The organism is Maritimibacter sp. 55A14 (assembly GCF_003122205.1).
Lineage (GTDB): Bacteria > Pseudomonadota > Alphaproteobacteria > Rhodobacterales > Rhodobacteraceae > QEYE01.
The window spans coordinates 23,778-48,683 of record NZ_QEYE01000013.1; the positions used below are offsets into that span (position 1 = coordinate 23,778).

General features: G+C 66.2%; 29 protein-coding genes. 18 read left to right on the forward strand and 11 right to left on the reverse strand.

Annotated elements, in window-relative coordinates; all coding sequences use genetic code 11:
• The first annotated feature begins 27 nt into the window (after positions 1-27).
• Positions 28-2,397 (forward strand): xanthine dehydrogenase family protein molybdopterin-binding subunit, encoded by a 2,370-nt coding sequence (locus tag DDZ14_RS12305; protein WP_109425284.1) that lies wholly within the window; start codon positions 28-30, stop codon positions 2,395-2,397.
• Positions 2,398-2,410: 13 nt separating this feature from the next.
• Positions 2,411-3,199, forward strand: coding sequence for a xanthine dehydrogenase family protein subunit M (locus tag DDZ14_RS12310; protein WP_109425285.1), 789 nt, complete (start codon positions 2,411-2,413; stop codon positions 3,197-3,199).
• Between the two features lie 135 nt (positions 3,200-3,334).
• Here DDZ14_RS12310 and DDZ14_RS12315 read toward each other — a convergent pair whose 3' ends face one another.
• From DDZ14_RS12315 to DDZ14_RS12325, 3 genes are read right to left on the reverse strand one after another with little or no spacing between them, the layout of a single operon-like run.
• Positions 3,335-3,763 carry a DUF6691 family protein gene (locus tag DDZ14_RS12315; RefSeq protein ID WP_109425286.1) on the reverse strand — a complete coding sequence of 143 codons (429 nt, stop codon included), beginning with the start codon at positions 3,761-3,763 and terminating at the stop codon, positions 3,335-3,337.
• Positions 3,763-4,188: a YeeE/YedE family protein gene (locus tag DDZ14_RS12320; RefSeq protein WP_109425360.1), complete on the reverse strand. Its 426-nt coding sequence runs from the start codon at positions 4,186-4,188 to the stop codon at positions 3,763-3,765. Before DDZ14_RS12320 ends, DDZ14_RS12315 begins: the two co-directional genes overlap by 1 nt.
• Positions 4,189-4,195: 7 nt before the next feature.
• Positions 4,196-5,059, reverse strand: a complete 864-nt coding sequence (locus DDZ14_RS12325; RefSeq protein ID WP_109425361.1) for an MBL fold metallo-hydrolase — start codon at positions 5,057-5,059, stop codon at positions 4,196-4,198.
• Positions 5,060-5,148: 89 nt separating this feature from the next.
• Here DDZ14_RS12325 and DDZ14_RS12330 point away from each other — a divergent pair, with 89 nt between their 5' ends.
• From DDZ14_RS12330 to DDZ14_RS12340, 3 genes are all read left to right on the forward strand, one after another.
• Positions 5,149-5,466: a helix-turn-helix transcriptional regulator gene (locus DDZ14_RS12330; RefSeq protein ID WP_109425287.1), complete on the forward strand. Its 318-nt coding sequence runs from the start codon at positions 5,149-5,151 to the stop codon at positions 5,464-5,466.
• A 66-nt stretch (positions 5,467-5,532) separates the two neighbouring features.
• Positions 5,533-5,850 (forward strand): TraR/DksA family transcriptional regulator, encoded by a 318-nt coding sequence (locus DDZ14_RS12335; RefSeq protein ID WP_109425288.1) that lies wholly within the window; start codon positions 5,533-5,535, stop codon positions 5,848-5,850.
• Between the two features lie 14 nt (positions 5,851-5,864).
• Positions 5,865-6,083 carry a hypothetical protein gene (locus DDZ14_RS12340; protein WP_109425362.1) on the forward strand — a complete coding sequence of 73 codons (219 nt, stop codon included), beginning with the start codon at positions 5,865-5,867 and terminating at the stop codon, positions 6,081-6,083.
• 21 nt (positions 6,084-6,104) lie between these two features.
• Here DDZ14_RS12340 and DDZ14_RS12345 read toward each other — a convergent pair whose 3' ends face one another.
• Positions 6,105-7,313 carry an acyl-CoA dehydrogenase family protein gene (locus DDZ14_RS12345; RefSeq protein WP_109425289.1) on the reverse strand — a complete coding sequence of 403 codons (1,209 nt, stop codon included), beginning with the start codon at positions 7,311-7,313 and terminating at the stop codon, positions 6,105-6,107.
• 99 nt (positions 7,314-7,412) lie between these two features.
• Here DDZ14_RS12345 and DDZ14_RS12350 point away from each other — a divergent pair, with 99 nt between their 5' ends.
• Together DDZ14_RS12350 and DDZ14_RS12355 are read left to right on the forward strand one after the other, a co-directional pair.
• Positions 7,413-8,444 (forward strand): phosphotransferase, encoded by a 1,032-nt coding sequence (locus DDZ14_RS12350; protein ID WP_109425290.1) that lies wholly within the window; start codon positions 7,413-7,415, stop codon positions 8,442-8,444.
• A gap of 110 nt (positions 8,445-8,554) precedes the next feature.
• Positions 8,555-9,250 carry an alpha/beta fold hydrolase gene (locus tag DDZ14_RS12355; protein WP_109425291.1) on the forward strand — a complete coding sequence of 232 codons (696 nt, stop codon included), beginning with the start codon at positions 8,555-8,557 and terminating at the stop codon, positions 9,248-9,250.
• Here DDZ14_RS12355 and phaZ read toward each other — a convergent pair.
• Positions 9,247-10,521, reverse strand: coding sequence for a polyhydroxyalkanoate depolymerase (gene phaZ / locus DDZ14_RS12360; protein WP_109425292.1), 1,275 nt, complete (start codon positions 10,519-10,521; stop codon positions 9,247-9,249). The two genes, DDZ14_RS12355 and phaZ, sit on opposite strands and share 4 nt — an antisense overlap.
• Positions 10,522-10,622: 101 nt before the next feature.
• Between phaZ and DDZ14_RS12365 the strand changes: the two genes are divergently transcribed.
• The 6 genes from DDZ14_RS12365 (at position 10,623) to DDZ14_RS12390 (ending at position 15,915) form a co-directional block, all read left to right on the forward strand.
• Positions 10,623-12,425 (forward strand): alpha/beta hydrolase, encoded by a 1,803-nt coding sequence (locus DDZ14_RS12365; protein ID WP_109425293.1) that lies wholly within the window; start codon positions 10,623-10,625, stop codon positions 12,423-12,425.
• Positions 12,426-12,534: 109 nt separating this feature from the next.
• Complete coding sequence (locus tag DDZ14_RS12370) at positions 12,535-12,981, forward strand: phasin family protein (RefSeq protein ID WP_109425294.1); 447 nt, start codon at positions 12,535-12,537, stop codon at positions 12,979-12,981.
• Positions 12,982-13,180: 199 nt separating this feature from the next.
• Positions 13,181-13,636, forward strand: a complete 456-nt coding sequence (locus DDZ14_RS12375) for a phasin, PhaP (RefSeq protein WP_109425363.1) — start codon at positions 13,181-13,183, stop codon at positions 13,634-13,636.
• Between the two features lie 187 nt (positions 13,637-13,823).
• Entirely contained in the window at positions 13,824-14,231 is a 408-nt protein-coding gene (locus DDZ14_RS12380) for a phasin family protein (protein ID WP_109425295.1), read from the forward strand.
• A 114-nt stretch (positions 14,232-14,345) separates the two neighbouring features.
• The gene (phaR, locus tag DDZ14_RS12385; RefSeq protein WP_109425296.1) at positions 14,346-14,921 is read left to right on the forward strand and encodes a polyhydroxyalkanoate synthesis repressor PhaR; all 576 of its coding nucleotides are present in this window, start codon (positions 14,346-14,348) and stop codon (positions 14,919-14,921) included.
• A gap of 22 nt (positions 14,922-14,943) precedes the next feature.
• The gene (locus DDZ14_RS12390) at positions 14,944-15,915 is read left to right on the forward strand and encodes a LysR family transcriptional regulator (RefSeq protein ID WP_109425297.1); all 972 of its coding nucleotides are present in this window, start codon (positions 14,944-14,946) and stop codon (positions 15,913-15,915) included.
• Positions 15,916-15,925: 10 nt separating this feature from the next.
• Here DDZ14_RS12390 and DDZ14_RS12395 read toward each other — a convergent pair whose 3' ends face one another.
• On the reverse strand, positions 15,926-17,122 hold the full coding sequence (locus DDZ14_RS12395) for a DegT/DnrJ/EryC1/StrS aminotransferase family protein (RefSeq protein ID WP_109425298.1): 1,197 nt from the start codon (positions 17,120-17,122) through the stop codon (positions 15,926-15,928).
• A 198-nt stretch (positions 17,123-17,320) separates the two neighbouring features.
• On the opposite strand from DDZ14_RS12395, the gene DDZ14_RS12400 reads away from it, so the two are divergent.
• Complete coding sequence (locus tag DDZ14_RS12400) at positions 17,321-18,037, forward strand: hypothetical protein (protein WP_146193133.1); 717 nt, start codon at positions 17,321-17,323, stop codon at positions 18,035-18,037.
• A 10-nt stretch (positions 18,038-18,047) separates the two neighbouring features.
• On the opposite strand, the gene DDZ14_RS12405 is transcribed toward DDZ14_RS12400, so the two are convergent.
• Positions 18,048-18,749 (reverse strand): TIGR04283 family arsenosugar biosynthesis glycosyltransferase, encoded by a 702-nt coding sequence (locus tag DDZ14_RS12405; RefSeq protein ID WP_109425300.1) that lies wholly within the window; start codon positions 18,747-18,749, stop codon positions 18,048-18,050.
• A 64-nt stretch (positions 18,750-18,813) separates the two neighbouring features.
• Here DDZ14_RS12405 and DDZ14_RS12410 point away from each other — a divergent pair, with 64 nt between their 5' ends.
• Positions 18,814-19,584 (forward strand): folate-binding protein YgfZ, encoded by a 771-nt coding sequence (locus DDZ14_RS12410; protein ID WP_109425301.1) that lies wholly within the window; start codon positions 18,814-18,816, stop codon positions 19,582-19,584.
• A 3-nt stretch (positions 19,585-19,587) separates the two neighbouring features.
• On the opposite strand, the gene DDZ14_RS12415 is transcribed toward DDZ14_RS12410, so the two are convergent.
• Positions 19,588-20,382, reverse strand: a complete 795-nt coding sequence (locus tag DDZ14_RS12415; RefSeq protein WP_109425302.1) for an inositol monophosphatase family protein — start codon at positions 20,380-20,382, stop codon at positions 19,588-19,590.
• A gap of 135 nt (positions 20,383-20,517) precedes the next feature.
• Positions 20,518-21,435, reverse strand: coding sequence for a LysR family transcriptional regulator (locus DDZ14_RS12420; RefSeq protein ID WP_109425303.1), 918 nt, complete (start codon positions 21,433-21,435; stop codon positions 20,518-20,520).
• 89 nt (positions 21,436-21,524) lie between these two features.
• Here DDZ14_RS12420 and metF point away from each other — a divergent pair, with 89 nt between their 5' ends.
• Both metF and DDZ14_RS12430 read left to right on the forward strand, forming a co-directional pair.
• Complete coding sequence (gene metF / locus DDZ14_RS12425) at positions 21,525-22,391, forward strand: methylenetetrahydrofolate reductase [NAD(P)H] (RefSeq protein ID WP_109425304.1); 867 nt, start codon at positions 21,525-21,527, stop codon at positions 22,389-22,391.
• A 155-nt stretch (positions 22,392-22,546) separates the two neighbouring features.
• Entirely contained in the window at positions 22,547-22,972 is a 426-nt protein-coding gene (locus DDZ14_RS12430) for a PaaI family thioesterase (protein ID WP_109425364.1), read from the forward strand.
• Positions 22,973-23,075: 103 nt separating this feature from the next.
• Here DDZ14_RS12430 and DDZ14_RS12435 read toward each other — a convergent pair whose 3' ends face one another.
• Together DDZ14_RS12435 and efp are read right to left on the reverse strand one after the other, a co-directional pair.
• Entirely contained in the window at positions 23,076-23,639 is a 564-nt protein-coding gene (locus DDZ14_RS12435; protein WP_109425305.1) for a carboxymuconolactone decarboxylase family protein, read from the reverse strand.
• Positions 23,640-23,739: 100 nt separating this feature from the next.
• Complete coding sequence (efp, locus tag DDZ14_RS12440) at positions 23,740-24,303, reverse strand: elongation factor P (protein WP_109425306.1); 564 nt, start codon at positions 24,301-24,303, stop codon at positions 23,740-23,742.
• Positions 24,304-24,517: 214 nt separating this feature from the next.
• On the opposite strand from efp, the gene DDZ14_RS12445 reads away from it, so the two are divergent.
• Complete coding sequence (locus tag DDZ14_RS12445; protein WP_109425307.1) at positions 24,518-24,835, forward strand: DUF6280 family protein; 318 nt, start codon at positions 24,518-24,520, stop codon at positions 24,833-24,835.
• Positions 24,836-24,906: the final 71 nt, after the last annotated feature.

Genomic DNA, 24,906 nt, shown 5'->3' on the forward strand with positions numbered 1-24,906 from the left:
CGCATCGCTCAAGGGAGGACAATCGACATGCCCAAGGACGGAGGCATCGGCGCCAGCACGAAGCGCCGCGAGGACATCCGGTTCCTGACCGGGACCGGCAACTATACCGACGACATCAACATCCGCGGTCAGGCCTATGTGCATTTCTTGCGCTCGGACGTGGCGCATGGCCGGATCAAGGGGATCGACACCGCCGAGGCGGAAAAGATGCCGGGCGTGGTGCGCATCTTCACCGGCGCGGATTTCGAGGGCGTGGGCGGGATACCCTGCGGATGGCAGGTGACCGACCGGCACGGCGCGCCGATGCAGGAGCCGGCCCACCCGGTCCTGGCGCAGGGCAAGGTGCGCCATGTGGGCGACCCGATCGCCGCCGTCGTGGCCGAGAGCCGCGAACAGGCCCGCGACGCCGCCGAGGCTATCGAGGTGGATATCGAGGATCTGCCCGCGGTAATCGACATGAAGGCGGCGCTCGAGGACGACGCGCCCAAGGTCCATGACGATCTGAGTTCCAACCTCTGTTTCGATTGGGGCTTCGTCGAGGAGAACCGGGAGGCCGTCGACAAGGCCATCAAGGAGGCCCATCACGTCACCACCCTGGAGTTGATCAACCAGCGCATGGTGGCCAACCCGATGGAGCCGCGCGTCGTGGTGGGCGACTACAAGCGTGCCAATGACGAGAGCACGCTCTACACCACTTCCCAGAACCCGCATGTGATCCGGCTTCTGATGGGGGCCTTCGTGCTGGGCATTCCCGAGCACAAGCTGCGCGTCGTGGCCCCCGATGTGGGTGGCGGCTTCGGCTCCAAGATCTTCCACTACGCGGAGGAGGCGTTCTGCACCTTCGCGGCGCGCAAGCTGGCGCGGCCGGTGAAATGGACCTGCACCCGGTCCGAGGCCTTCATGACCGACGCGCATGGCCGCGACCACGTGACGAAGATCGAACTGGCGCTCGACAAGGATGGCAAGTTCCTGGCGATCCGCACCGACACGCATGCAAATATGGGCGCCTATCTCTCGACCTTCGCGCCTTCGGTGCCGACCTGGCTGCACGGCACGCTGATGGCCGGCAACTACACCACGCCGCTGATCTATGTGAATGTGAAGGCGGTTTTCACCAACACCGTGCCGGTCGACGCCTATCGCGGCGCGGGCCGGCCCGAAGCCACGTTCCAGCTCGAGCGGGTGATCGACAAGGCGGCGCGCGAGATGGAGATCGACCCGGTGGAGCTGCGGCGCAAGAATTTCGTGCGCGAGTTTCCCTACGCCACCCCTGTGGCGGTGGAATACGACACCGGCGATTACGACGCCACGCTGGACCGGCTGCTGGAGATGATCGACCGTGACGGGTTCGCGGCACGCCGCGCCGAGGCCGCCAAGCGCGGCAAGCTGCGCGGGCTGGGCATCAACTGCTATATCGAAGCCTGCGGTATCGCGCCGTCGAACCTCGTTGGCCAGCTCGGCGCGCGCGCCGGGCTCTACGAGAGCGCGACGGTGCGGGTGAACGCCACCGGCTCGATCTCGGTCTTCACCGGCAGCCACAGCCACGGTCAGGGACACGAGACGAGTTTCGCCCAGGTCATGTCCGAGATGATCGGCATTCCTGCCGAGCAGATCGACATCGTGCATGGCGACACCGCCAATTCGCCGATGGGCATGGGCACCTACGGGTCGCGCTCGATCGCGGTGGGCGGTTCCGCTATGGTCCGCGCGACCGAGAAGATCATCGGCAAGGCCAGGAAGATCGCCGCGCATCTGATGGAAGCCGCGGAAGGCGACATCGAGTTCAAGGACGGCCAGTTCACGGTCGCGGGCACCGACAAGGCGGTGGCCTGGGGCGATGTCTGCCTGGCGGCCTATGTGCCCCACAACTACCCGCTGGAGGAGTTGGAGCCGGGGCTGGAGGAGACAGCCTTCTATGACCCGGCCAATTTCACCTATCCCGCCGGCGCCTATGCCGCGGAGGTCGAGGTCGATCCGGAGACCGGCAAGGTGACGGTCTGCGGCTTTGCCGCCGCCGACGATTTCGGAAATGTCATCAACCCGATGATCGTCGAGGGCCAGGTGCATGGCGGGCTGGCGCAGGGGATCGGGCAGGCGCTGCTGGAGGGCTGCGTCTATGACGAGAGCGGCCAGTTGATCAGCGGCTCCTACATGGATTACGCGATGCCGCGCGCCGATGATTTCCCCGCCTTCCGGGTGGATCATTCCTGCGCCACGCCCTGCACTCACAACCCGCTGGGCGTGAAGGGCTGTGGCGAGGCCGGCGCCATCGGCTCGCCGCCCGCGATCGTCAACGCGGTGGTGGACGCGCTCCAGGGCGGGGGCATCGACGTCACCCATATCGACATGCCGCTGTCGCCGGGCCGGGTCTGGCAGGCGATCCAGGGCGCGAACTGAGGAGGAACGGCAGATGTATAATTTCGAGTTCGAACGGCCCTCCACGGTCGAGGATGCGGTCCGGGCCCTCGCGGGCGACGAGGCGCAGGCGCTGGGCGGCGGGCAGACGCTGATCCCGACGCTCAAGCAGCGGCTCGCCATGCCGTCGAAACTGGTCAGCCTGACCGGTATCGACTCGATCCGGGGGGTCTGCGTGGCCGATGACGGAGCGGTCTGCGTCGGCGGCGCGACGACCCATGCAACCGTGGCGCGCGAGGCCGCAGCGGCCTATCCGGCGCTGGCTGCGCTGGCCGGGCAGATCGGTGACCCGGCGGTCCGCAACCGCGGCACGATTGGCGGCAGCCTGGCCAATAACGACCCCTCCGCCTGCTATCCGGCGGCGGCGCTGGGCTCGGGCGCGACGATCGTGACGAATGCGCGCGAGATCGCCGCGGACGACTATTTCCAGGGCATGTTCGAGACCGCGCTGGAAGAAGGCGAGATCATCACCGAGGTCCGGTTCCCCGTACCGCAGGCCGCGAGCTACCAGAAGTTCGACCAGCCGGCGTCGCGTTTTGCGCTCGTGGGCGTCTTCGTCGCGCGCTTCGCCGAGGGGGTGCGCGTGGCCGTGACCGGCGCGTCGGCGGAGGGCGTTTTCCGCTGGCACGAGGCCGAGGCGGCGCTGGCGAAGAATTTCGCGGCGGATGCGCTCAAGGGCCTGTCCCTGTCGGCCGACGGCATGATCGGCGACATGCACGGAACGCCGGAATACCGCGCCCATCTGGCGGGCGTGCTAGCCGCGCGGGCGGTCGCGGCGGCCTGAGTGCGGTCCGGGCAGGTCAGTAAGACGGGGCCGCTCCCGGCAGGGTGCGGCCCTTGCTCGTGCCGGGCGCACGCCTGGCCGGCGAAGCGTGCCTCCGGCGGGGATATTTGGAGCAAGAAGAAAGGGGCGCGGCGCTCAGGCCGGTTCGGCCAGGCGCAGCTTGACGGGCACGGCCGCCTTCATGCCCGCAGCCATCGCGGCGAGGAAGACGAGGCCCCCCAGCCCGTTATAACTGAGCGAGGCCATTGCGGGGCCGGGGCAGAGCCCGGAGAGCCCCCAGCCCATGCCGAAAAGCACCGAGCCCAGCATCAGGTTCCGGCCGAGCCGCGGATCGGGCTTGTCGGGGAAGGCGGTGCCCAGCGCGGCATGGCCGCGCGCCGCCGTAATGCGCCAGGCCAGCGCCATCGGCAGGATCGCCCCGCCCAGGACGAAGGCCAGCGTCGGATCCCAGTCGCCGAAGACGTCGAGCCATCCGCGCACTTTGGCGGTGTCGGTCATGCCCGAGAGCATCAGGCCGAGCCCGAAGAGCGATCCGGCCAGCAGGGCGAAGAGGTTGCGCGCCATCAGATCACCCCCAGGAGATGCTTGAAGATCACCACGCTGAGTCCGCCCGCGCCGATATAGAAGACCGTGGCGACGATCCCGCGCAGCGACAGGCGCGAGATGCCGCAGACACCGTGCCCGGAGGTGCAGCCATTCGCGAGCCGCGTGCCGAGCCCGACCAGAAGCCCCGCGCCGATCAGCACCGCCCAGTTGCCGCTCAGATGCGTCTGCGGGGCGCCGAAGGTCAGCATGGCGAGTGCCGGTGCGCCGACCAGCCCGGCGACGAAGGCAGCGCGTTCGGACGCGGTGGCGCGGCCCGAGCCGTCCACGAGCCCGCCCAGGATGCCGCTCGCCCCCATGATACGGCCATTGACGAGCAGGTAGAGCGCCGCGGCGCATCCAATGACGAGGCCGCCCAGCGCCCCCAGTATCCAGTCGGTTTCGATCATGATGTCAGAGCCTGTTGATGGGTATCTTGAGATAAGAGATGCCGTTGTCTTCCGGCTCGGGCAGGTCGCCGGCGCGCATGTTCACCTGAATCGAGGGCAGAATCAGCCGGGGCATGCCCAGCGTCGCGTCCCGGCTCTCGCGCAGCGCCACGAATTCGGCGCAGCTTCGCCCGGCACCGACATGCACATTCTTCGCCTTCTGCTCGGCCACGGTGCTCTCCCACGCGTAGGCGTCGCGGCCTGGCGCCTTGTAGTCGTGGCAGGTGAAGAGCCGCGTCGCGTCGGGCAGCGCCAGGATACGCTGGACCGAGGCATACATCTGTTCCGCGGACCCGCCGGGGAAATCGCAGCGCGCGGTGCCGAAATCCGGCATGAAGAGCGTGTCACCCACGAAGGCCGCATCGCCGATGACATAGGTCAGGCAGGCCGGGGTGTGGCCCGGCGTGTGCATCACGTCGCCACGCAACTGCCCGATATGGACCGAGTCGCCGTCCTCGAAGAGCGCATCGAACTGGCTGCCGTCGCGCTGGAAAGCGGTGCCTTCGTTGAAGATCTTGCCGAAGGTCTCCTGCACGACGGTGATTCTGGCGCCGATACCCAGCTTGCCGCCCAGTTCCTGTTGCAGGTAGGGCGCGGCGGAAAGGTGGTCGGCATGGACATGGGTTTCGAGGATCCATTCCACCCGCAGACCGGCCTGCCGGACGAAGGAAATGATCGCGTCGGCAGAGGCTGTGTCGGTGCGCCCCGAGGCCTGGTCGAAATCCAGCACCGAATCGACGATCGCGCAGGCCAGCCCGGCGGGGTCGCGCACGACATAGGAGACGGTATTGGTGGCCGCGTCGAAAAAGGCGGTGACTTCGGGGGACATCGGGGCTCCGCTGATATATAGGATTTCGCGAATATATATGACCGCCATTGGTTTTGCCAAGGTCGCAGGGTCATGCTAGGACATGCCCCATGCCGTTCGACCGGGAAGACGATTTCGCTGCCGAGATGAAGGCCGGGGCCGCCGAGGCCGCCGCGCTGATGAAGACCTTGTCCAATCCGTCACGTCTGATGATCATCTGCCTGCTTGTCGAGGGCGAGAAAAGCGTGGCGGAACTGGCGCGCGCACTGGGCGACAAGCAGCCCAGCGTCTCGCAGCATCTTGCCCGGCTCAGGGCAGAGGGGCTGGTCGTTCCGCGGCGCGCGGGGCGGATGATCTTCTATGCCCTCAACGACAATCGCGTGCGCCCGATCCTCGAGGCGCTGCACGCTGCCTATTGCCCGCGCTGACTTGACCTGTATCAATGTACCTGGGCCGCCGCGCGGCCTAGTGTGATCCGGCAAGGAGGACCGCCCATGATCCCCGTATCCGAGCGCAAGGCGCAACTGGAAGCCCGCAAGGCCGAGCTGGAGACCAGTCTCGACCGGATCGAGAATACGCTCGACGAGACGCCCAATGCGGATGCCGAGGAACGCGCGACCGAGCGCGAGGGCGACGAGGTACTCGAAGGTCTGGGCGCGGTGGAACTTCGCGAGTTGACGATGATCCGGGCAGCGCTGAAACGGATCGAGGCGGGGGAGTACGGCTATTGCACCAAATGCGGGGAGCAGGTTTCCGAAGAACGGCTCGATCTGCTACCCTATACCCCGTTCTGCCGCAAATGCGCGACCTGAGGGAGGACCGTGACATGTCGTTCGAGAACCTGAAAGCCGGGATCGACCTGCTGATGCAGGAAATCGTTGAGCGTCCGGAAGATGCGCATGTCCTGCAGGAGCAGCTTCGCGAGAAGCTGGCGGAAATGCGCGATCTCGGTCTGCCGCTGCCCGACGATCTGGTCCGCCTGGAGAGATATCTCGAGGAGCGGGAAGAAGGCGACGGGCCGTCCTTCGAGAACATGCCCGTTTGATGTATGGGCCGGCGGGCGCTATCAGCCCCCGGCCTGCCGGCGCAACTCGTGGCGTGCGACCTGGCGGCGATGCACCGCGTCGGGTCCGTCGGCTAGGCGCAGCGTGCGCAGATGGGTCCATTGCCGGGCCAGCGGCGTGTCTTGGCTTATGCCCTGCGCGCCGAACATCTGGACAGCCTGATCCGTCACCTCCAGGGCCACCTCGGGCGCCACCACCTTGATCTGACTGATCCAGGGTGCCGCGGCGCGGGCATCGCCCCGATCCATCATCCAGGCGGCCTTGAGGCACAGGAGCCTCGCCATTTCGATCTTCATGCGCGCATCGGCGATGATGTCGTGGTTGGCACCCAGCGCCGCGAGCGGCTTGCCGAAGGCGTCGCGCGTCTGCGCGCGCCCGCACATCAGCGCCAGCGCCCGTTCCGCCTGGCCGATGGCGCGCATGCAGTGATGAATGCGGCCCGGCCCCAACCGGCCTTGCGCGATCTCGAAGCCGCGGCCTTCGCCCAGCAGCATGTTCTCGGCCGCAACCCGGACTTCGGCGAAGCGGATATGCATGTGCCCGTGCGGCGCGTCGTCATGGCCGTAGACTTCCATCGCGCGCAGCGTCTCGATGCCGGGTGTGTCGGCGGGCACCACGATCATCGAATGGCGGCCATGTTTCGGGGCCTCGCCCCCGCCGGTGCGGACCATCACGATATAGACCGCGCAACGCGGATCGCCCGCCCCGGTGGCCCACCATTTCTCGCCGTTCAGGACGTAGCAGTCACCGTCGCGCCGGCAGCTCATCGCGATATTCGTGGCGTCGGAGGAGGCGACAGCGGGCTCCGTCATCAGGTAGGCGGAGCGGATCTCGCCGGCCATCAGCGGCTCCAGCCAGCGGGCCTGCATCGCGGCGTCGCCGTAGCGCGCGAAAACCTCCATGTTGCCGGTGTCGGGCGCGTTGCAGTTGAAGACCTCGGCGGCCAGGTGGGACTTGCCCATTTCCTCGGCCAAGTAGGCGTATTCCACCGTGCTGAGCCCCGGCCCGTCGGCGAAGGTCTTCCAGAAGTTCCAGAGCCCGGCGGTGCGGGCCCGCGCCTTGAGCCCCTCCAGAATCTCGGTCTGGCGCGGTGTGAAGGCCCAGCGGTTCCCCACGTCGACCTCGGCCAGGTACTCCGCGTCGAGCGGGGCGATCTCCTCGGCCACCATTCGGGCCACCGCGTCGTGGATCGGGCGGAGCCGTTCCGTCATGCCAAGATCCACCGGTCTCACCTCCGCCTTCCGTTGTCCCGTGACAGAACCAGCGCCCCGGCGGCTTGTCAATTGCGGCGGGTCGCGTAGAACGGGGGCATGGCCCCGCTCGATCCCGCGCTCGACACGACGGTTCTGATCCCCTGGCTGGAACGCCACGTGCCGGGGTTCCGCGGGTTTCGCGGGATCGAGAAATTCGGCACCGGCCAGTCGAACCCGACCTATCGTATCTTTGCTGAGAGCGGGGATTGTGTGCTGCGCGCCAAGCCGCCCGGAAAGTTGCTGAAATCCGCGCATCAAGTGGAGCGCGAATACCGCGTGATGGCGGCGCTTGAGGACAGCGCGGTGGCGGTGCCGAAGATGCAGGCGCTGGCCGAGGACGCCGACTCGCCCCTGGGGCGGGCTTTCTTCGTGATGGAACATGTCGCTGGGCGGATATTCTGGGACCCCGCCTTGCCTGAACTGGCGCGGGCGGACCGTGCCCCGATCTATACCGCGATGGCGGACACGCTGGCGGCGCTGCACGCGATCGATCCGGATGCGGCGGGGCTGTCGGATTTCGGGCGGCCGGGGAATTATTTCGCCCGCCAGACGGACCGCTGGGCGGGGCAGTACCGGGCCGCGCGGGTGACGTCGAACGCCGATATGGACTGGCTGGCGCAGTGGCTGCCGGGGCATCTGCCGCCCGATGACGGGCAGGTGGCGCTGGTGCATGGGGACTACCGGCTGGACAACATGATCTTCGCCCCCGACGCGCCGCGCGTCGCCGCGCTGCTGGACTGGGAGCTTTCCACGCTGGGCCATCCGTTTGCCGATCTCGCCTATCAATGCATGCAGTGGCGGCTGCCGCACGATGCCGGGATGCGCGGGCTGGGTGGGTTGGAGCGCGCCGCGCTGGGCCTGCCGGAGGAAGCCGATTACGTGGCGGCCTATTGCGAACGGCGCGGGATCGGCGGCATCGACGGCTGGCCGGTTCTTCTGGCTTTCAGCTTCTTCCGGCTGGCCGCGATCCTGGAGGGCGTCGTGCGCCGCGCCAGAGACGGCAACGCGTCCAACCCGGATGCCGCGCGGCGCTATGCCACCGCGATCCCGGTGCTGGCGCGGATGGGACGGGATTGCGTCGATGGCTGAGCGGGCGAAGGATTGCCGGTGGCCGCGCTTTGGGGTTTCCAAAACAGACACAATTATGTCAAATCATGTGGTATTGTGCGTCCATACCACGAAATCTGCGATCGGCCTGAATGACTGACCCGCTTCTCCTCCTGCCCGGCATGATCTGCGACGCGCGCCTGTTCGGCCCGCAGATCGCCGCGCTCTCCTCGCTCTTCACACTGCAGATCGGCCGGATCACAAAATCCGAATCGATCGAACGGATCGCGCTCGACGTGCTCAGGGACGCGCCGGAACGGTTCGCGTTGGCGGGCGCGGGTATGGGGGGCTCGGTCGCGATGGAGGTTCTGCGGCGCGCACCCGAGCGGGTCAGCCGCCTGGCGCTGATCGACACCGATCCCTTCGCCGAAAGCTCGGCCGCCGCGGCCGATCGCGACCCGCAGATCGCGCGGGTGCGCGCCGGCGGGCTGGCCGAGGTCGCGCGGGAACTGGTCGGGCTGGAACATCTGGCGCCGGGGCCCCGGCGCGACGAGGTGCAGGCGCTGGTCGTGGACATGGCCTGCCGTATCGGCGAGGCCGCATTCATCCGCCAGTCGCGCGCCATGCAGCGCCGCCCCGACCAGCAGGCGCTGCTGCGCCGCGTCAAGGTGCCCGCGCTGGTGCTTTGCGGGGAACTCGACACGCTCTGCCCGGTGCGGCGGCACGAGCTGATGGCCACGCTCATTCCCGAGGCCCGGCTCGTCACCGTGCCCGAGGCCGGCCACATGCCGTCGCTGGAACACCCCGCCGCGGTGACCGAGGCGCTGGGCGACTGGCTCTATACCTAACCGTCGTTGGCAGCCGGTTTCGGGCTGACCACGCGCAGCCTCCCACCCGAATTGGCGTCGATGAAATCGAGAACCAGCGGCCGGATGTTGTTGCGCCAGGATTTGCCCGCGAAGATGCCGTAATGCCCGGCGCCGGGTTCCAGATGGCTGGCCTTCTTGTCGTCGGAAAGCCCGGTCAGTAGGTCGAGCGCCGCGACGCATTGCCCCGGCGCCGAGATGTCGTCCTCGGCCCCTTCGACGGTCTTGACGGCGGTTCGCGTGATCTTCGAGAGGTCGATGCGCTTGCCGCGCACGGTGAATTCGTTGCGCGCGATCTCGCGATTCTTGAAGATCCGCTCCACCGTGGAAAGGTAGAATTCGGCGGTCATGTCCATCACCGCCAGGTACTCGTCATAGAAGGTGTTGTGGCGGTCGTGATCGGCGGCCTCGCCCTTGGAGACGCGGATGATCTGGTCGCGGAAGGCCTGGCTGTGGGTCTCGGCGTTCATCGACATGAAGGAGGCCAGTTGCAGCAGTCCGGGATAGACCATCCGCCCGACGCCCGCGTAATTGAAACCGACCCGCTGGATGACCATGTGCTCGAGTTGGCCCATCGTCACCCGGCGGCCGAAATCGGTGACTTCTGTGGCGTTCGCGTCCGGGTCCACCGGGCCGCCGATCAGGGTCAGCGTGCGGGGCTGATCGTCGGGGTGTTCCTCGGCCAGCCATGCGGTGGCGGCCAAGGTCAATGGCACCGGCTGGCAGACCGAGATGACATGGGTGTCCGGACCCAGTTCGCGCATGAACTCCGCGATGTAGAGCGTGTAATCCTCGACATCGAATTTTCCTTTTGAAACAGGGATATCGCGCGCATTGTGCCAGTCGGTGATGAAGATCTCGCAATTGGGCAGGAGGCTCAGCACGGTCTTGCGCAGCAGCGTCCCGTAATGGCCCGACATCGGCGCGACCAGAAAGACCCGCCGCGTCATCGTCTTGCGGTCGTTCACGCGGAAATGGATCAGGTCGCCGAAGGGACGCTCCACGATCCTGGCGGGGCTGACCACGTATTCGCGCCCCCCCGTCACCACCGTGTCGATGCCCCAGTCCGGTTTCGCGACCATGCGCGAGAAGCTGCGTTCCGTGACCTCGCCCCAGGCCGCCACGGAGGCAAGGAAGGGGTTCGGGATCAGGCCCATGTTCGGATAAGAGCAGATGGCCTTGGCGGTTGCGCCCAACCACTGGTTGGTGATGCGCGCGCTTTCCATCAGATCATAGGTTGCGAGATATTTCATCTGTCGCCTCGTGATGCGGATCGGTGGGCCGACCCTGTCAATTCGTCGCTTTGCCCGACGCTTTATCGCGGTTATAGTGCAGGTGCAGCAATTTGGGGTCAATGGTCATAATGTCTGAGGGCAAATCGCCGAAATCGGTCGACCAGGCGCGGTTGAACGCGAATCTCGCCAGGATGGAGGAGCTTTCCAAACGGCTCGTGTCGGCGATGTCCAATCGCGAGGGCCACCCTTCCGGGGTCAGCGGGCCGGGGCCGGATGTCTATTCCAAGGCGACCGCGGCCTACATGGCCGAGATGATGGCCAACCCCGCCAAGATGCTGGAACATCAGGTCGCCTATTGGGGCAAGTCGCTGACCCATTGGCTGGAAGCGCAGCAGGCGCTGGGCAGCGGCCAGTTCCGCGCGCCCGAGGACGACACGCCCGGCGACCGGCGCTTCCAGAACGAGTTGTGGCGGACTCATCCCTATTTCAATTTCGTCAAACAGCAGTATCTGCTGACCTCCCAGGCCATCGAGGCGACGCTGAACGACCTGGAGGGGCTGGATGAGGTCGACCGGCGCAGGGTCAATTTCTTTGCCCGGCAGATGATCGACCTCATGTCGCCGACCAACTACCTGGCGACCAATCCGGATGCGCTGGAACGGGCGGTGGAAACCGACGGGCAGTCGCTGGTGGATGGGCTGGAAAACCTGGTGCGCGATATCGAATCGCATGGCGGCGAGTTGCTGGTCACGCTCTCGGACCCGGACGCGTTCGAGGTGGGTGGCAACATAGCCACGAGCGAGGGCTCGGTTGTCTATCGCAACCGGATGTTCGAGTTGATCCAGTACGCCCCGAAGACCGAGACGGTTCACACAACGCCGCTGGTCATCTTCCCGCCCTGGATCAACAAATATTACATCATGGACCTTAAACCCCAGAACAGCCTGATCAACTGGCTGGTGGAGCAGGGGTTCACGCTATTCGTGGTGAGTTGGGTCAATCCCGACGCCAGCTATGCCGATGTCGGCATCGACACCTATGTCGAGGAAGGCTACCTGCCCGCGATCGAAGAGGTGAAGTCGATCACCGGCCAGGACAAGATCAACGTCGTCGGTTATTGCATCGCCGGCACGACCTTGGCGATCGCGCTGGCCTATATGGCGCGCAAGGGCGACAAGTCGGTCCGTTCGGCGACCTTCTTCACCTCGCTGACCGATTTCAGCGACGTGGGCGAGATGGAGGTCTTCCTGACCGACGATTTCGTCGATGGCATCGGCGAGGAGATCGAGAACAAGGGGTACCTCCATTCGTTCTTCATGTCGCGCACCTTCACCTATCTGCGCGCCAATGACCTGGTCTATGGGCCCGCGATCCGCTCCTACATGCTGGGAGAGACGCCGCCGGCCTTCGACCTGCTCTACTGGAACGGCGACAACACCAACCTGCCGGGGCGCATGACGATGGAATATCTGCGCCGCCTCTGCCAGAAGGACGAACTGGCGCGCGGCACGTTCGATCTCCTGGGCGAGTCGGTCACGCTGGGCGACATCAAGCTGCCGGTCTGCGCGGTGGCCTGCGAAACCGATCACATCGCGCCCTGGAAGGCGTCCTTCAACGGGTTCAAGACCTTCGGCAGCCGCGAAAAGACGTTCATCCTCTCGGAGTCCGGCCATATTGCGGGCGTGGTCAACCCGCCCTCGAAGAACAAATATGGCCATTACACCAGCGACGCAAAGCTGGAGGCGCCGGAAAGCTGGCAGGCCGGGGCGGATTTCACGCAAGGCTCGTGGTGGCCGCGCTGGCGCGACTGGCTCAAACGGCGGTCCGGCAAGCAGGTGCCGGCGCGCAGTCCCGGTGATGATGGGCATCCGGTGCTCTGCCCAGCGCCCGGAACCTATGTGAAGGCCGTCCCGGACAGCTGAGCGGAAATCCGTGCATTTCTGCGCTGCAATGCTGAAGAATCCTTGAAATGCTGCATTGCAGCAGTTATGTTTCTGCAATCGCAAAAGCACCCCCTCTGGAGATACCCCGATGACCAAAGCGACCGACTACACCAAAGCCTTCAGCGACATGATGAGCACCTTCCCGGCCGATTTCTCGGTCTACCAGGACGCGATGCAGAACAGCGCCGCGCTGGGCGAGAAACTCGCCAAGGTGGCGCTGACCGCCGCCGAGCAGTCCGCCGACATTTCCAGCAAGTGGACCAAGGACACGCTGGGCAAGATGGGCGCCGTCGCCAAGGTGCAGAAGGACCCGGCCGACTATTCCAAGGTTGCCACGGATTTCGCTTCCGCTTCGGTCGAGATGACGACCGAGAACCTGGCCGCTTTCGCCGAGGTTGCCAAGCGCGCCCAGATGGAGGCTTTTGAGCTGCTGATGGCATCCGGCAAGGACGCGACCGAAGAGATGACCGCGGCGATGAAGAAAGCCACCACGGACGCGACCGCCGCGACCAAGAAAGCCGCGAAAGCCGCCTGATCGCGTGACGCTGCGACATGTGCGCCGCGGGCCTTGCCCGATGTGCGGAAAGGGAGTGGGCCCGGGGCCTGCTCCCTTTTTCGTTCCGGCACTGGTCAAGAATGCCGCAGCGCAGAAAAAGATCTTGAAATGCTGCGCCGCAGCATGTACATATCGGATCAGAAATTCCGCATAGCCAATCAGCCAAGGAGCAATGGCCATGACCAAAGCACAAGACTACACCAAGGCTTTCACCGACATGATGGAAGCAATCCCGATGGACTTCAGCGCAGTTGAGAGCGCCATGAAAAGCAGCGCCGTTCTGGGCGAAAAGCTTTCCAAGGTCGCACTGATCGCCGCCGAGCAGTCGCTGGACATCCAGACCGCCTGGACCAAGGACACGCTGGGCAAGCTGAGCACCGCGACGAAGGCACAGAAGGAGCCGGCCGACTATACCAAGGTGGCGTCCGATTTCGTGCAGTCCTCGTCCGAAGCGGCGGCCGAACAACTGGCCGCCTTCGCCGAGGTTGCCAAGAAGGCGCAGATGGAGACCGTCGAGTTGCTGCTGGCCTCCGGCAAGGAAGCGACCGAGGAAGCTACCGCGGCAGTGAAGAAGGCGACGGCCGAGTTCGCCCCGGCCGGTGGTGCGAAGAAGACCGCGAAAACCGCGGCCTGACACGAACGTCTTGACGATGACCGGGCTCCTCCCTCCCGGCATCGACGGTAAAGGAGCAGACCCCGGTCTGCTCCTTTGTCGTTTCCGGCGCAGGAAAATTATGCCGCAATGCAGAAGAGTGACTTGAAATGCTGCGGTGCAGCATTTATATGGGTGTCAGAGTTCAACACGATCCGGAGATCATGAAATGAGCAAGCAACAGCAAGACTACACCAAGGCTTTCAGCGACCTGATGGAAAGCTTCCCCACCGATTTCAGCGCGCTGCAGGATGCGTTCCGCAATTCTGCTGAACTGGGCGAGAAGATGACGAGCGTGGCGCTGGCCGCGGCCGAACAGTCCGCCGAACTGTCAAACAAATGGACCAAGGAGACGCTCAGCCGCGTGGGCGAGGCCACGACCGCCAAGACGGACCCGGCCGACTATACGCGCGCCGCGTCCGACCTGGCTTCCTCCTCGGTCGAGAGCGCCTCGGAAAACCTGGCCGCCTTCGCCGAGATCGCGAAGCGCGTGCAGATGGAAACCATCGAGCTGATGCTGGCCGCGGGCCGCGATGCGGCGCAGTCCGCAACGCCCGGCACCAAGAAGGCGAAGTAAGCCGGCGTTCCCGGTTTCGCCGGGAATTGCCATGACGGGGCGGGCCTTTGCCCGCCCTTTCCTTTTTCTGCGGACTGGCCTACGCTCGCTGCACTGCAACAGCGCGAGGCGCACATGTCCGACACCACCAAACCGCTTCTGATCAAGCGCTACGCCAGCCGGCGGCTCTACAACACCGAGACCAGCGATTACGTCACGCTGGAGGATGTGGCAGGCTTCATCCGCGCGGGCCGCGAGGTGCAGATCGTCGATCTGAAAACCGGCGACGACCTGACCCGGCAGTACCTTCTCCAGATAATCGCCGAACATGAGAGCCGTGGCGAGCATGTGCTGCCGGTCAACGTGCTGACCGATCTCGTGCGCAGCTATACCAGCCAGGCGTCTTCCATTGTGCCGCAATTCCTCGCCGGATCCTTCGAGATGCTGCGCGAGAGCCAGGAACAGATGATGGAGAATCTCAAGACGATGCCCAACCCGATGTCCTCGGCGATGGGCGGTTTTGAGGAAATGCAGCGCCGCCAGCAGGAATTCCTGTCCTCGATCATGGGCGGCTTCACAGGGGCAGGCGGCGCCGCGCACCCCGAGGAGCGGGCCGAACGCCCGAAATCCGCGAAAGGCTCCGACGACCTGGAGGACATCAAGAAGCAGCTTTCCGAGTTGCAGTCAAAGCTGAACAAGCTACAGAAGTAACCCCGAGGCCGGGAGGACGGCCATGCCCGACATTGCCGGACGCATCACGCTTTGGGGGGTGGAGGTCTTCGTGGCCGTCGCCGAGGAGCGGTCGGTTTCCGCCGCGGCGCGGCGACTGGACGCCAGCCCGTCGGCCGTCAGCCAGCAGATCACCAATCTGGAGACCGCGATCGGCGCCCGGCTGGTCGATCGCAGCGGTCGGCCCATGGCGCTGACCGGCGCGGGGGAGCTGTTCTTGCGCCGCGCGCAATCCATCCTCAACGAAGCCGCGCAAGCGCGCGCCGAACTGGCCATGCAGGATCTCAGCCGCCTGACGCGCCTGCGGCTGGGCATGATCGAGGATTTCGACGCCGAGGTGACGCCGCGGCTTTTGGGCGACATGGCGGAGGAACTCAAGGGCTGCCATTTCCTGCTCGAGACCGGCGCCAGCCACGACCTCCTGGACAAGCTGGAGGCGCGGGCGCTCGACGTGGTGGCCGCGGCGCGCAGCGGTCCGGCGCCCGATTGGGTGGAATACTGGCCGCTGCTGACCGAGCCCTTCATCGCCGCCGCGCCGCGCGGCTGGGGCGGCGGCGGCACCGGGCTGCGCAAGCGGCTTCTGAAGCGGCCCTTCATCCATTACACGGCGCGCCACATGATGGGCCGGCTGATCGAGACGCATCTGGGCCGCCAGAACATCACCCTCCCGCACCGGTTCGAGCTGGACAGCTATCACGCGATCATGGCGATGGTCGCGGCCGGTGCGGGCTGGACGATCATCACGCCGCTGGGCTACATGGCCGCGCATCGCTTCCGGGGCGAGGTGGACGTCTTCCCGCTGCCCTTCGCGCCCATGGAGCGCACCATCGCGCTGCATGCCCGGCGCGATGTGCTGGGCGACATGCCGGGACGGATTGCGGCGCGTATGCGCCCGCTGCTGGAAGCCCGCGTCGTGGGTCCTGCCGTTCAGGAAATGCCGTTCCTCGAAGGCCAGATGCGGGTGCTGGAGGGCTGAGCCCCGCGCCTCAGGTGCCGTAGGCGGCGACGGGGCCCTTCACCTCTTCGGCGGCGGCCAGGAAGACCGCGGCGATCTGATCGCATTCCGCGCGCGTCAGCCGGGCGGGCAGCCGTGCGTCGCAGGCGCGCATCAGCATGGCGCGGGTCTTGGGCAGATCCGGCGTCTCGCCGATGAATTTCCAGTTCCAGAAGGCCCGTGCGTTATCCGCCGACATGCCGAAGACCTGCACGGCGACGCCCATGCGGGCGCTGGCCTCCATGAAGGCGCGCGTCTCCGAATCCGAGAAACCCAGCAGGTTGAACTGGATCGAATCGGGCGCGCGCCGCTCGGGCGCCAGCGGCGGCGGCACCTCCAGCCAGGGTGAGGCATTAAGCAGGCCCGCCACATGGTCGTGATTGGCGCGCCCGTCGCGCACCCGTCGCGGCACCTCGGCAATCTGCGGGCGCACCACGGCCGCCGACAGGTTGGACATGCGCATGTTGTAGAGCGGCAGCCGATTCTGCCAGCGCGCGAAGCTCTCGTGCAGGACCGGATGTTTCTTCCAGTTGTGCTCATAGGCGCCGGACATGATGACCGCGCGGGCGATAATGTCGGGATCGTCGGTGATCATCATCCCGCCCTCGCCGCCATTCATCAGCTTGTAGGACTGGAAGGAGAAACAGCCGATCCGGGCGATCGTGCCGATATTGCGCCCGCCCCAGGTCGTGCCCAGCGAATGTGCCGCGTCCTCGATCACCGGCACGCCGCGCGCCTCGGCCAATGCCATGATCGCGTCCATGTCCGAGGTCTGCCCGCGCATGTGGCTGATGATGATCGCCTTGACGTCGGGGGTGAGCTTGGCCTCGAAATCCGCCATGTCGATCCGGAAATCGGTCCCGACCTCGACCAGCACGGGCTGCGCTTCGGCATGTACCACGGCGGAGGGGACGGCGGCGAAGGTGAAGGCGGGGATCAGCACCTTGTCGCCGGGCCCCACGCCCAGCGCCTTTAACGACAGGAACAAGGCCCCCGAGCAGGAGGAGACAGCCAGCGCGTAGCGCGCCCCGATGAATTGCGCGAACTCCGCCTCCAGCCTGGAGACCGGCGCATCCGACGCGGCGGTGTAGCGGAAGAGATCGCCCGAGGCCAGCAAGGCCGCGATTTCCTCGCGCGCGGCTTCGGGGATGGGTTCGGCGTCATAAACGGAGGCGTTGATCTGGGCCATCTTTTCAACTTTCCCGAATTGTAATTTCAGCTTTTCTTACAATATTTGCGGCCCGATCACTACTTCTTTCTAGGGGCAGGGCGAACTCCGCGTTCGGGTCGGCAAGAATCCTCCGGTCCCGCGACGGAATCCCGGTGCAAGGTCGTATCATGGCAAACGGCGGTTCGTGACCCGCCGCCGATGAGTGAAAGGAAAGCCATGTACAGACGTGATTTTTTTCTCAGGCTTCTATCCGGCGGCGCGATGGCCGGCTCCGCCCTCGCTCTCTCGGGTTGCGTGCCGACCGACAGCTATGCGCGAGCGGACCCGTACTATTATCCCGATCCGTCGTACCGCTACTTCTACTACCCCAGCTCGAACGTTTATTATAACGAGATTTCAGGCTATTATTACTATCTGGACGGCAGCCGCTGGCGCCGCGACCGACGGCTTCCGCGCCACTACAGGCTGAACCGTGCCGAACGCCGCTTCTTGCGCTATCGCGGCGACCGGCCCTTCGACCATAACCGCGATCACCGCCGGGGCTTCTTCGATGACGACGACCGCCGGCACGACCGCCGCCGCCGGGAGGAGGAGTTGCGCCGCCGCGACCGCCAGCGCGAGATCGAACAGCGCCGCCGCGACCGGCGCCGCGATGAGGAGGCGGAGCGCCGCCGCGAGGCCGATGAGCGCCGCCGCCGCGACGAGTTGGAGAGCCGCCGCCGGGATGAGGAACGCCGTCGCCGCGAGGCCGAGGAGCGTCGCCGCCGTGACGACGACCGCCGCCGTGACGACCGCCGCTCCGAGCCTGTCTACAGGGGCGGCCAGGGCAGTGACCGCTCGGGCCGGATCACCGGGCTGGGCAAATCGGGCGAGGGCAGCATCCCCGATCCCAACTATTACGAGAACGAGCGCAACCGCCGCTTCGGCTACTGACGTGAGGAAGCTATCTGCGCGCCGGGCCGCCGCGTCCGTACCGTGCCGCCAGATCGGCCGGGTCGGCCCCGGCCAGGTAGCGCGCAAGCGTGCCCACGTTGCGCGCCCCGCGCCTGAACCACCCCTCGGCCAGGTAACGCTCCGCTCCGGTGCGCGCCACGGCGTCCAACGGTCGCATCCGCCGCCCGATCCTGCGCGCCAGCGCCACGTCCTCCATCAGCGGGATATCCGGAAAGCCGCCGCAGGCGTCGTAAAGCGCGCGCGGCACCAGCAGCCCCTGGTCGCCATAGGGCAGCCGCAGGAGGCGCGCGCGCAGATTGGCCCAGCACGCGACCCAGCGCGGTGCCGGGCCCGGCGCGTCGAAGGTCAGGCGGAACCAGCCCGCCCGGTCGGGATGGTCGCGCATATGAGCGCGCGCGGCCGCGGCCCATCCGGGCAGGAGCACCGTGTCGGCATGCACGAAGAGTAGCCATTCGCCGCCCGCCGCCGCTGCTCCGCGTGCCAGTTGTCCGCCGCGCCCGGCGCGTCCCGTGACCCAGATGGCGCCTGCCTGCCGCGCGATCTCCGCCGTGGCGTCGTCCGACCCGCCGTCGCTGACGACCACCTCGCGGATCAGCCCGGTCTCCATCCCCTCCCAGAGCGCACCCAGCGCCGGACCCAGTGTGGCCGACGCGTCGAGCGTGGGAATAATGATCGAAACGGGCGCGCGCATCTCATGCCTTTCGTATCGCGTATCCCGGCCTATATTACGCCCGAGGCGCAAAGGGGAGAGGGCAATGACCGCCACGGGCGACAGCGGCCGCAGCATTCTTGAAATCACGGGCGATGACCGGGTCGCCTTCCTGCAAGGTCTGGTGACCAACGATCTCTCCCGGCTGGCCGAGGGGCCAGTCTATGCGGCGCTGCTGACACCGCAGGGCAAATATCTGGCGGATTTTTTCCTGGTTGCGGACGGGGACAGGGTACTTCTCGACACCGCCGCCGGGCTGGCGCCCGATCTGCTCCGACGGCTCGGCCTTTACAGGCTGCGCGCCGATGTGGCCATTGCCAAGACCGGCCTGACTGTCACGCGCGGGTTGGGCGGACGGCCCGCCGGCGCCGTCGCCGTCGCCGACCCGCGGCACCCGGCGCTGGGCTGGCGCGCCTATACCGCGCCGGAGGCGGCCCCCGAGGCTGCGCCGCAGGACTGGGACGCGATCCGCGTGACGCATTGCATCCCGGAATACCCGCAGGAATTGCAGCCGGGCGAGAGCTTCATTCTGGAGGCCGGGTTCGAGCGGCTCCATGGCGTCGATCACCGCAAGGGCTGCTATGTAGGGCAGGAGGTGACCGCGCGCATGAAGCACAAAACCGAATTGCGCAAGGGCTTTGCGACCGTGACGGTGGAAGGCGAGGCCGAACCGGGCACGGAGATAACCGCCGACGGCAAACCCGTGGGGAGGCTTTGCACCCGCTCGCGCGGCCAGGCCATCGCCTATCTGCGCTTCGACCGCGCCGGGCCGGACATGCGGGCGGGCGGCGCACGGGTCGGCTGGCAGGGCGGCTGAGCCTCAGCCGGGCTCGCGCAGCGTGCCGGCGAACTTGTCGAAAATGTCGGGATTGGCGGCGATGATCTTGCCATCCTCAAGGATGTCGAAGCCCGGCACCAGCGGCTCGACCAGCCCGCCCGCCTCGCGCACCAGCAAGAGCCCGGCCGCCATGTCCCAGGGCTCCAGCCCGCGCTCCCAGAACCCGTCGTAGCGTCCCGCGGCAACATAGGCCAGGTCGAGCGACGCCGCCCCCCATCGCCGCACCCCCGCGCAGCCCGGCAGCAGCCGGCCCAGGTCGCGGATCGTCGCGGGAAGGTCGGCGCGCCCGCCATAGGGCAGGCCGGTCGCGAAGATGCTCTCGATCATCCGCCCGCGTCCCGAGACCCGCATCCGCGTGTCGTTCATCCAGGCGCCGCCGCCCTTCTCGGCCACGAACAACTCGTCCTTGGCCGGGTCGTAAACCACCGCCGCCACGACCTCGCCCTTGTGCTCCAGCGCGATGGAGACCGCCCAATGCGGCAGCCCGTGCAGGAAATTCGTGGTGCCGTCCAGCGGGTCCACGATCCATCGCCGGGTCGGGTCCTTGCCGTCCGCACCGCCGCCTTCCTCGGCCAGCCAGCCGTAATTCGGCCGCGCCTCCATCAATTCGGTGCGGATCACCTGCTCGGCGCGGGTGTCGGCGCGGGTGACGAAATCGCCCGGCCCCTTCACCGCGACCTGGAGCTTTTCCACCTCGCCGAAATCGCGCACCAGACCGCGGCCCGCCTTGCGCGCGGCCTTGACCATGACGTTGAGATTGGCGCTGCCCTGAAACATGTTCCGCTCCGATGATGAAGCCCGCTCTATAAGCCCCAGCCCGCGGAGTGCCAAGCGGGTTTTCGCGCCCCTTCTTCTTGCGTCAAATATCCCCGCCGGAGGCATGATCCCGCGGCCCGCAGGGCCGCCGCCCGCTCATCCGTCGCGCTGCAGTTTCACCGGCTCGCTGCGCATCAGCTTCAGGACATGGGCCATGAAGGGCTTGGCGGCATCGTCGCTGCGCGTCGCGGCATAGAGCCGCTTGGTCATACCCTCCGGACCCAGCGGCCGCGTCACGTAATCGGAATTGTAGCGCACCTGCCGCACCACCCAGTCGGGCAGCACCGCCACCCCGCGGTTGGAGGCCACCAGCAGCAGGATCACCGCCGACAATTCCACCTGCCGCACGGCCCGCGGCTCCACCCCGCCCGGCGTCAGCAGCAGGCTGAACACGTCGAGCCGCGCACGGTCCACCGGATAGGTGATGAGCGTGACATCGCGGAAATCTTCGGCCACCACAAAGGGCTTTTGGGCCAGCGGATGCTGCGATGAGGCCACGAAAACCGGCTCGTAGTCGAAGAGGGGCCGGAAGGTGATCCCGGCCATCTCCTCGGGGTCGGAGGAGACGACAAGGTCGATCTCCTCGCGTGCCAGTGCCGGCAGAGCCTCGAAACTCAGCCCCGGCCGGATATCGACATCGACCTCCGGCCAGGCGCGGCGGAACTGTTCGAGCACCGGAAAGAGCCACTCGAAACAGGCATGGCATTCGATCGCGATATGCAACCGGCCCGTGCGGCCCTGGCGCAGGGCGTCGAACTCGTCCTCCAGCCCCTCGATCTCCGGCAGGATGCGCTCGGCCAGTTTCAGCAGCCGATGCCCCGCGGGCGAGAGTTTCATGGGCTTGGAGCGGCGCACGAAAAGCTCCACCCCGATCTGGTCCTCCAGACCCTTGATCTGGTGGCTCAGCGCGGATTGCGTGATGTTGAGCATCGCCGCCGCACGCGCCAGCCCGCCCGCCTGGTGGATGGCGCGGATCGTGCGCAGGTGCCGGAATTCAAGATGTAACTTCGACATGGCTCATAACGTTGATGAATATTATGAGTTTGTCTCACAAGCGCGCGCGTGGCACAAGGGGCTCAACACAGTCTCGAGAGGCACAGGCCATGACACCGAACGTATCATTCGAATTCTTCCCGCCCAAGACCCTGGATGCGAGCTTCCGGCTCTGGGATGCGGTGCAGACGCTGGCGCCGCTCAATCCCGCCTTCGTGTCGGTCACCTACGGTGCGGGCGGCACCACCCGCAAACTGACCCATGAGGCGGTGGAGGCGATCCACGGCAATACCGGGCTCAATGTCGCGGCGCATCTGACCTGTGTCGACGCCACCCGCGAGGAGACGCTGGAGATCGCCCGCGGCTATGCCCGGCTGGGCGTGTCCGATTTGGTCGCGCTGCGCGGCGACCCGCCGAAGGGGCAGGGGCGCTTTCGCGCCGCGCCCGACGGATTCGCCTCGTCGGTGGAGCTGATCGAGGGGCTGAAGGAGGCCGGCGATTTCACCATCCGGGTCGGCGCCTATCCCGATCCGCATCCCGATGCCGCCGATGTCGATGCCGACGTCTCCTGGCTCAAGCGCAAGTTCGAAGCCGGCGCCGACTACGCTATCACGCAGTTCTTCTTCGAGGCCGAGAACTTCTTCCGCTTCCGGGATCGCGCCGAAAAGGCGGGGATCGACGGTGCGCGGCTCATCCCTGGCGTGCTGCCGGTCGAGGACTGGGCCAAGGCCAGTCGTTTCGCCGCCGCTTGCGGCGCGCATGTCCCCCGCGAGATCGACACGGCCTTCCGCCGGGCGGTCCGCGATGGCCGCGAGGAGTTGATGGCGATCGCCGTCTGCTCGGAGCTTTGCGCCGATCTGGTCGAGGGCGGGGCGGAGAACCTGCATTTCTACACGCTCAACAAGCCGCATCTGACGCGCGAGGTCTGCGGCGCGTTGGGCATCTCCCCGAAAGTGGAGCTCTCGCAGGTCGCCTGACCCGCATCCCGCTTATGTACCGGCGCGCGGCGCTTGCTCGCCCCGTGCGCCCGATCTAGGCTCCCCGCAACTTGAAAGGGGGAGCCTTTTTCGTGGACGAGTTCAACTTCGCGACCGGACCCGAAGATCTTGCCAGCCGCGAAACGCTGCTTTCGATGTCGGGGCTCGATTTCATGGAGGCGATCCTCGACGGACGCCTGCCGCAGCCGCCCATCGCGCGGCTGATGGGCTACCGCCTGCACGAGGTCGCGCCAGGCCGGGTCGTGTTCCGCGGCGTACCGGAATTCGACGTGGCCAATCCTATGGGCACTGTGCATGGCGGTTGGTACGGCACGCTGCTGGACAGCGCGATGGCTTGCGCGGTGATGACGCGCGTGCCCCGCGGCAGTGTCTACACGACGCTGGAATACAAGGTAAACGTGATCCGCCCGATCCCGCTGGGCACCGAGATCGCCGCAACCGGCACAACCAGCCACGCGGGCCGCTCCACCGGGGTCGCCGAGGGGCGGATCGAGGGCGTTGCCGACGGCCGGCTCTACGCGACAGGCTCCACCACCTGCATCATCATGCAGGCGGGTTAGAATCCTGTCCCTGCGCCCTTGAACGACGCGGCGGGTTTCGCCCTCGATCCCGCGCGGGGGGCAACGGTCGATGTCTCACTCACGGCCGTATGGGGCAGGCCGGCTAGGCGCTCTTTGCGCGCGCCGGGTCGAGCATCCGGATGAGCGGCGTGTAGCCATGCCGGGCCACCATCGGGCCACGCTCGCGGAACATTGCGTCGTTGCCCTCCACCCCGTGGCCTTCGAGCAGGCGATTCATGAAGTTGAAACAGCAGGCCACCATGATCGCATCGTTGAGTGCCTGTTCGTCCCAGTCCGCGTCGTAGACGGCGCGCGCATCGTCCTCGGTCGCACCATCGGCGCGTTCGGTTATCTTGCGCACGTAATGCAAGATCGGCTTCAACGCCGGCCGGACATCGGCGCTGTCGATATCCGCCAAAACGCCGCGGATCGTCGCTTCCGGCACGCCATGGGCCATGGCGGCTTCGGCATGCATTCCATAGCAGTAGTGGCAGTTGTTGAGCGCCGAGACCTGCGCGGCGATCAACTCGCGTTCGCCCTGGCTGAGCGCCGATGGGCCGCGCATCACCGCCTCGTGCAATTCCATCAACGCGACGCCCGCATCGGGCCGCATCCTCAGGATATCGGGGACATTGGCGTTCTCGCCGAGGCTGGGAAACTTGCTCATGGGATCATCTCCGCTCCGGGGCGGGCAGCCCGGTGGGGGCCGCCCCTGACCGGGGCCGAGACTGCGCAGCCCCCGCCGCGCGCGTCAATTCACGAGCGCGTCAGGCGCGCTCGGCGTAGTCCATCGTCTCGGTATTGACGATGATGGCCTCTTCCTGGGCGACGAAGGGCGGCACCATGACGCGCACGCCATTGTCCAGAAGCGCGGGCTTGAAACTGTTGGCGGCGGTCTGTCCTTTCACCACCGGCTCGGTCTCGACCACGGTGCATGTCACCTTCTGGGGCAGCGTGACATTGAGCGCCTCATCGCCGAAATACTCGATCGTGACCATCATGCCGTCCTGCAGGAACGGCCGCCGCTCGCCGAGGATGTCGGCGGGCAGCTCGATCTGCTCGAAGCTCTCCATATCCATGAAGACCAGCATCCCGTCGTTTTCAAAGAGGAACTGCTGGTCCTTCTGCTCCAGCCGCGCGCGTTCCACCTTGTCGTCGGAGCGGAACCGCTCGTTGAGCTTGGTGTTGTTGCGCAGGTTCTTCATCTCGACCTGCGCGAAGGCGCCGCCCTTGCCGGGCTTCACATGGTTGACCTTCACCGCGACCCACAGGCCGCCATTATGTTCCAGCACATTTCCGGGCCGGATTTCGTTTCCGTTGATCTTGGGCATGGAATTTCCTCGTTTGAGGTTGCTGGGAGCGTCGGGCGATCCTATATCTTGCGGACATGCGGCTGACAAGGCGACAAGATACGGTGAATCAGACGACAAGCTATGCGTCTGGTGCATGGGTGTCATGCAATATGAGCCATACCGAATCGTCACAAATGCGCCATATTGGGCCGCAAACCGAAAATGACAAGACCCATTATACAAGGACAACGTGATGCGCGATTACGTTGACGGATCGGCTTTCAACTTCGAGCAGGGGCAGCGTGCGCGCAAGCTCTTCGCCGCCGTCGTTCTGGCGGCGCTCGACGATGCGATTGCCGATGACAAGAAATACGGCAACGGCCCGGACCAAATCGCCCGCTGGGCGCGGTCTCGGGACGGTCGCGAAGTTCTGTCCTGTGCCGGGATCGACCCCAACGAGCGCGTCGTCACCGGACTGATGAATTTCGTCGAATGCGGCGTGCGCACCTCGGTCGCGCTGTCGCGCGAGGAAAGCGAGCGCCGCAACCAGGCCCAGGCCGAGGCGGCCTGACGAACACGGGGACACTCCAAGTCTGAGTGTGAGTGAAGTCAGCGCGTCCCTGCGGGGCGCGCTTTCTTTTT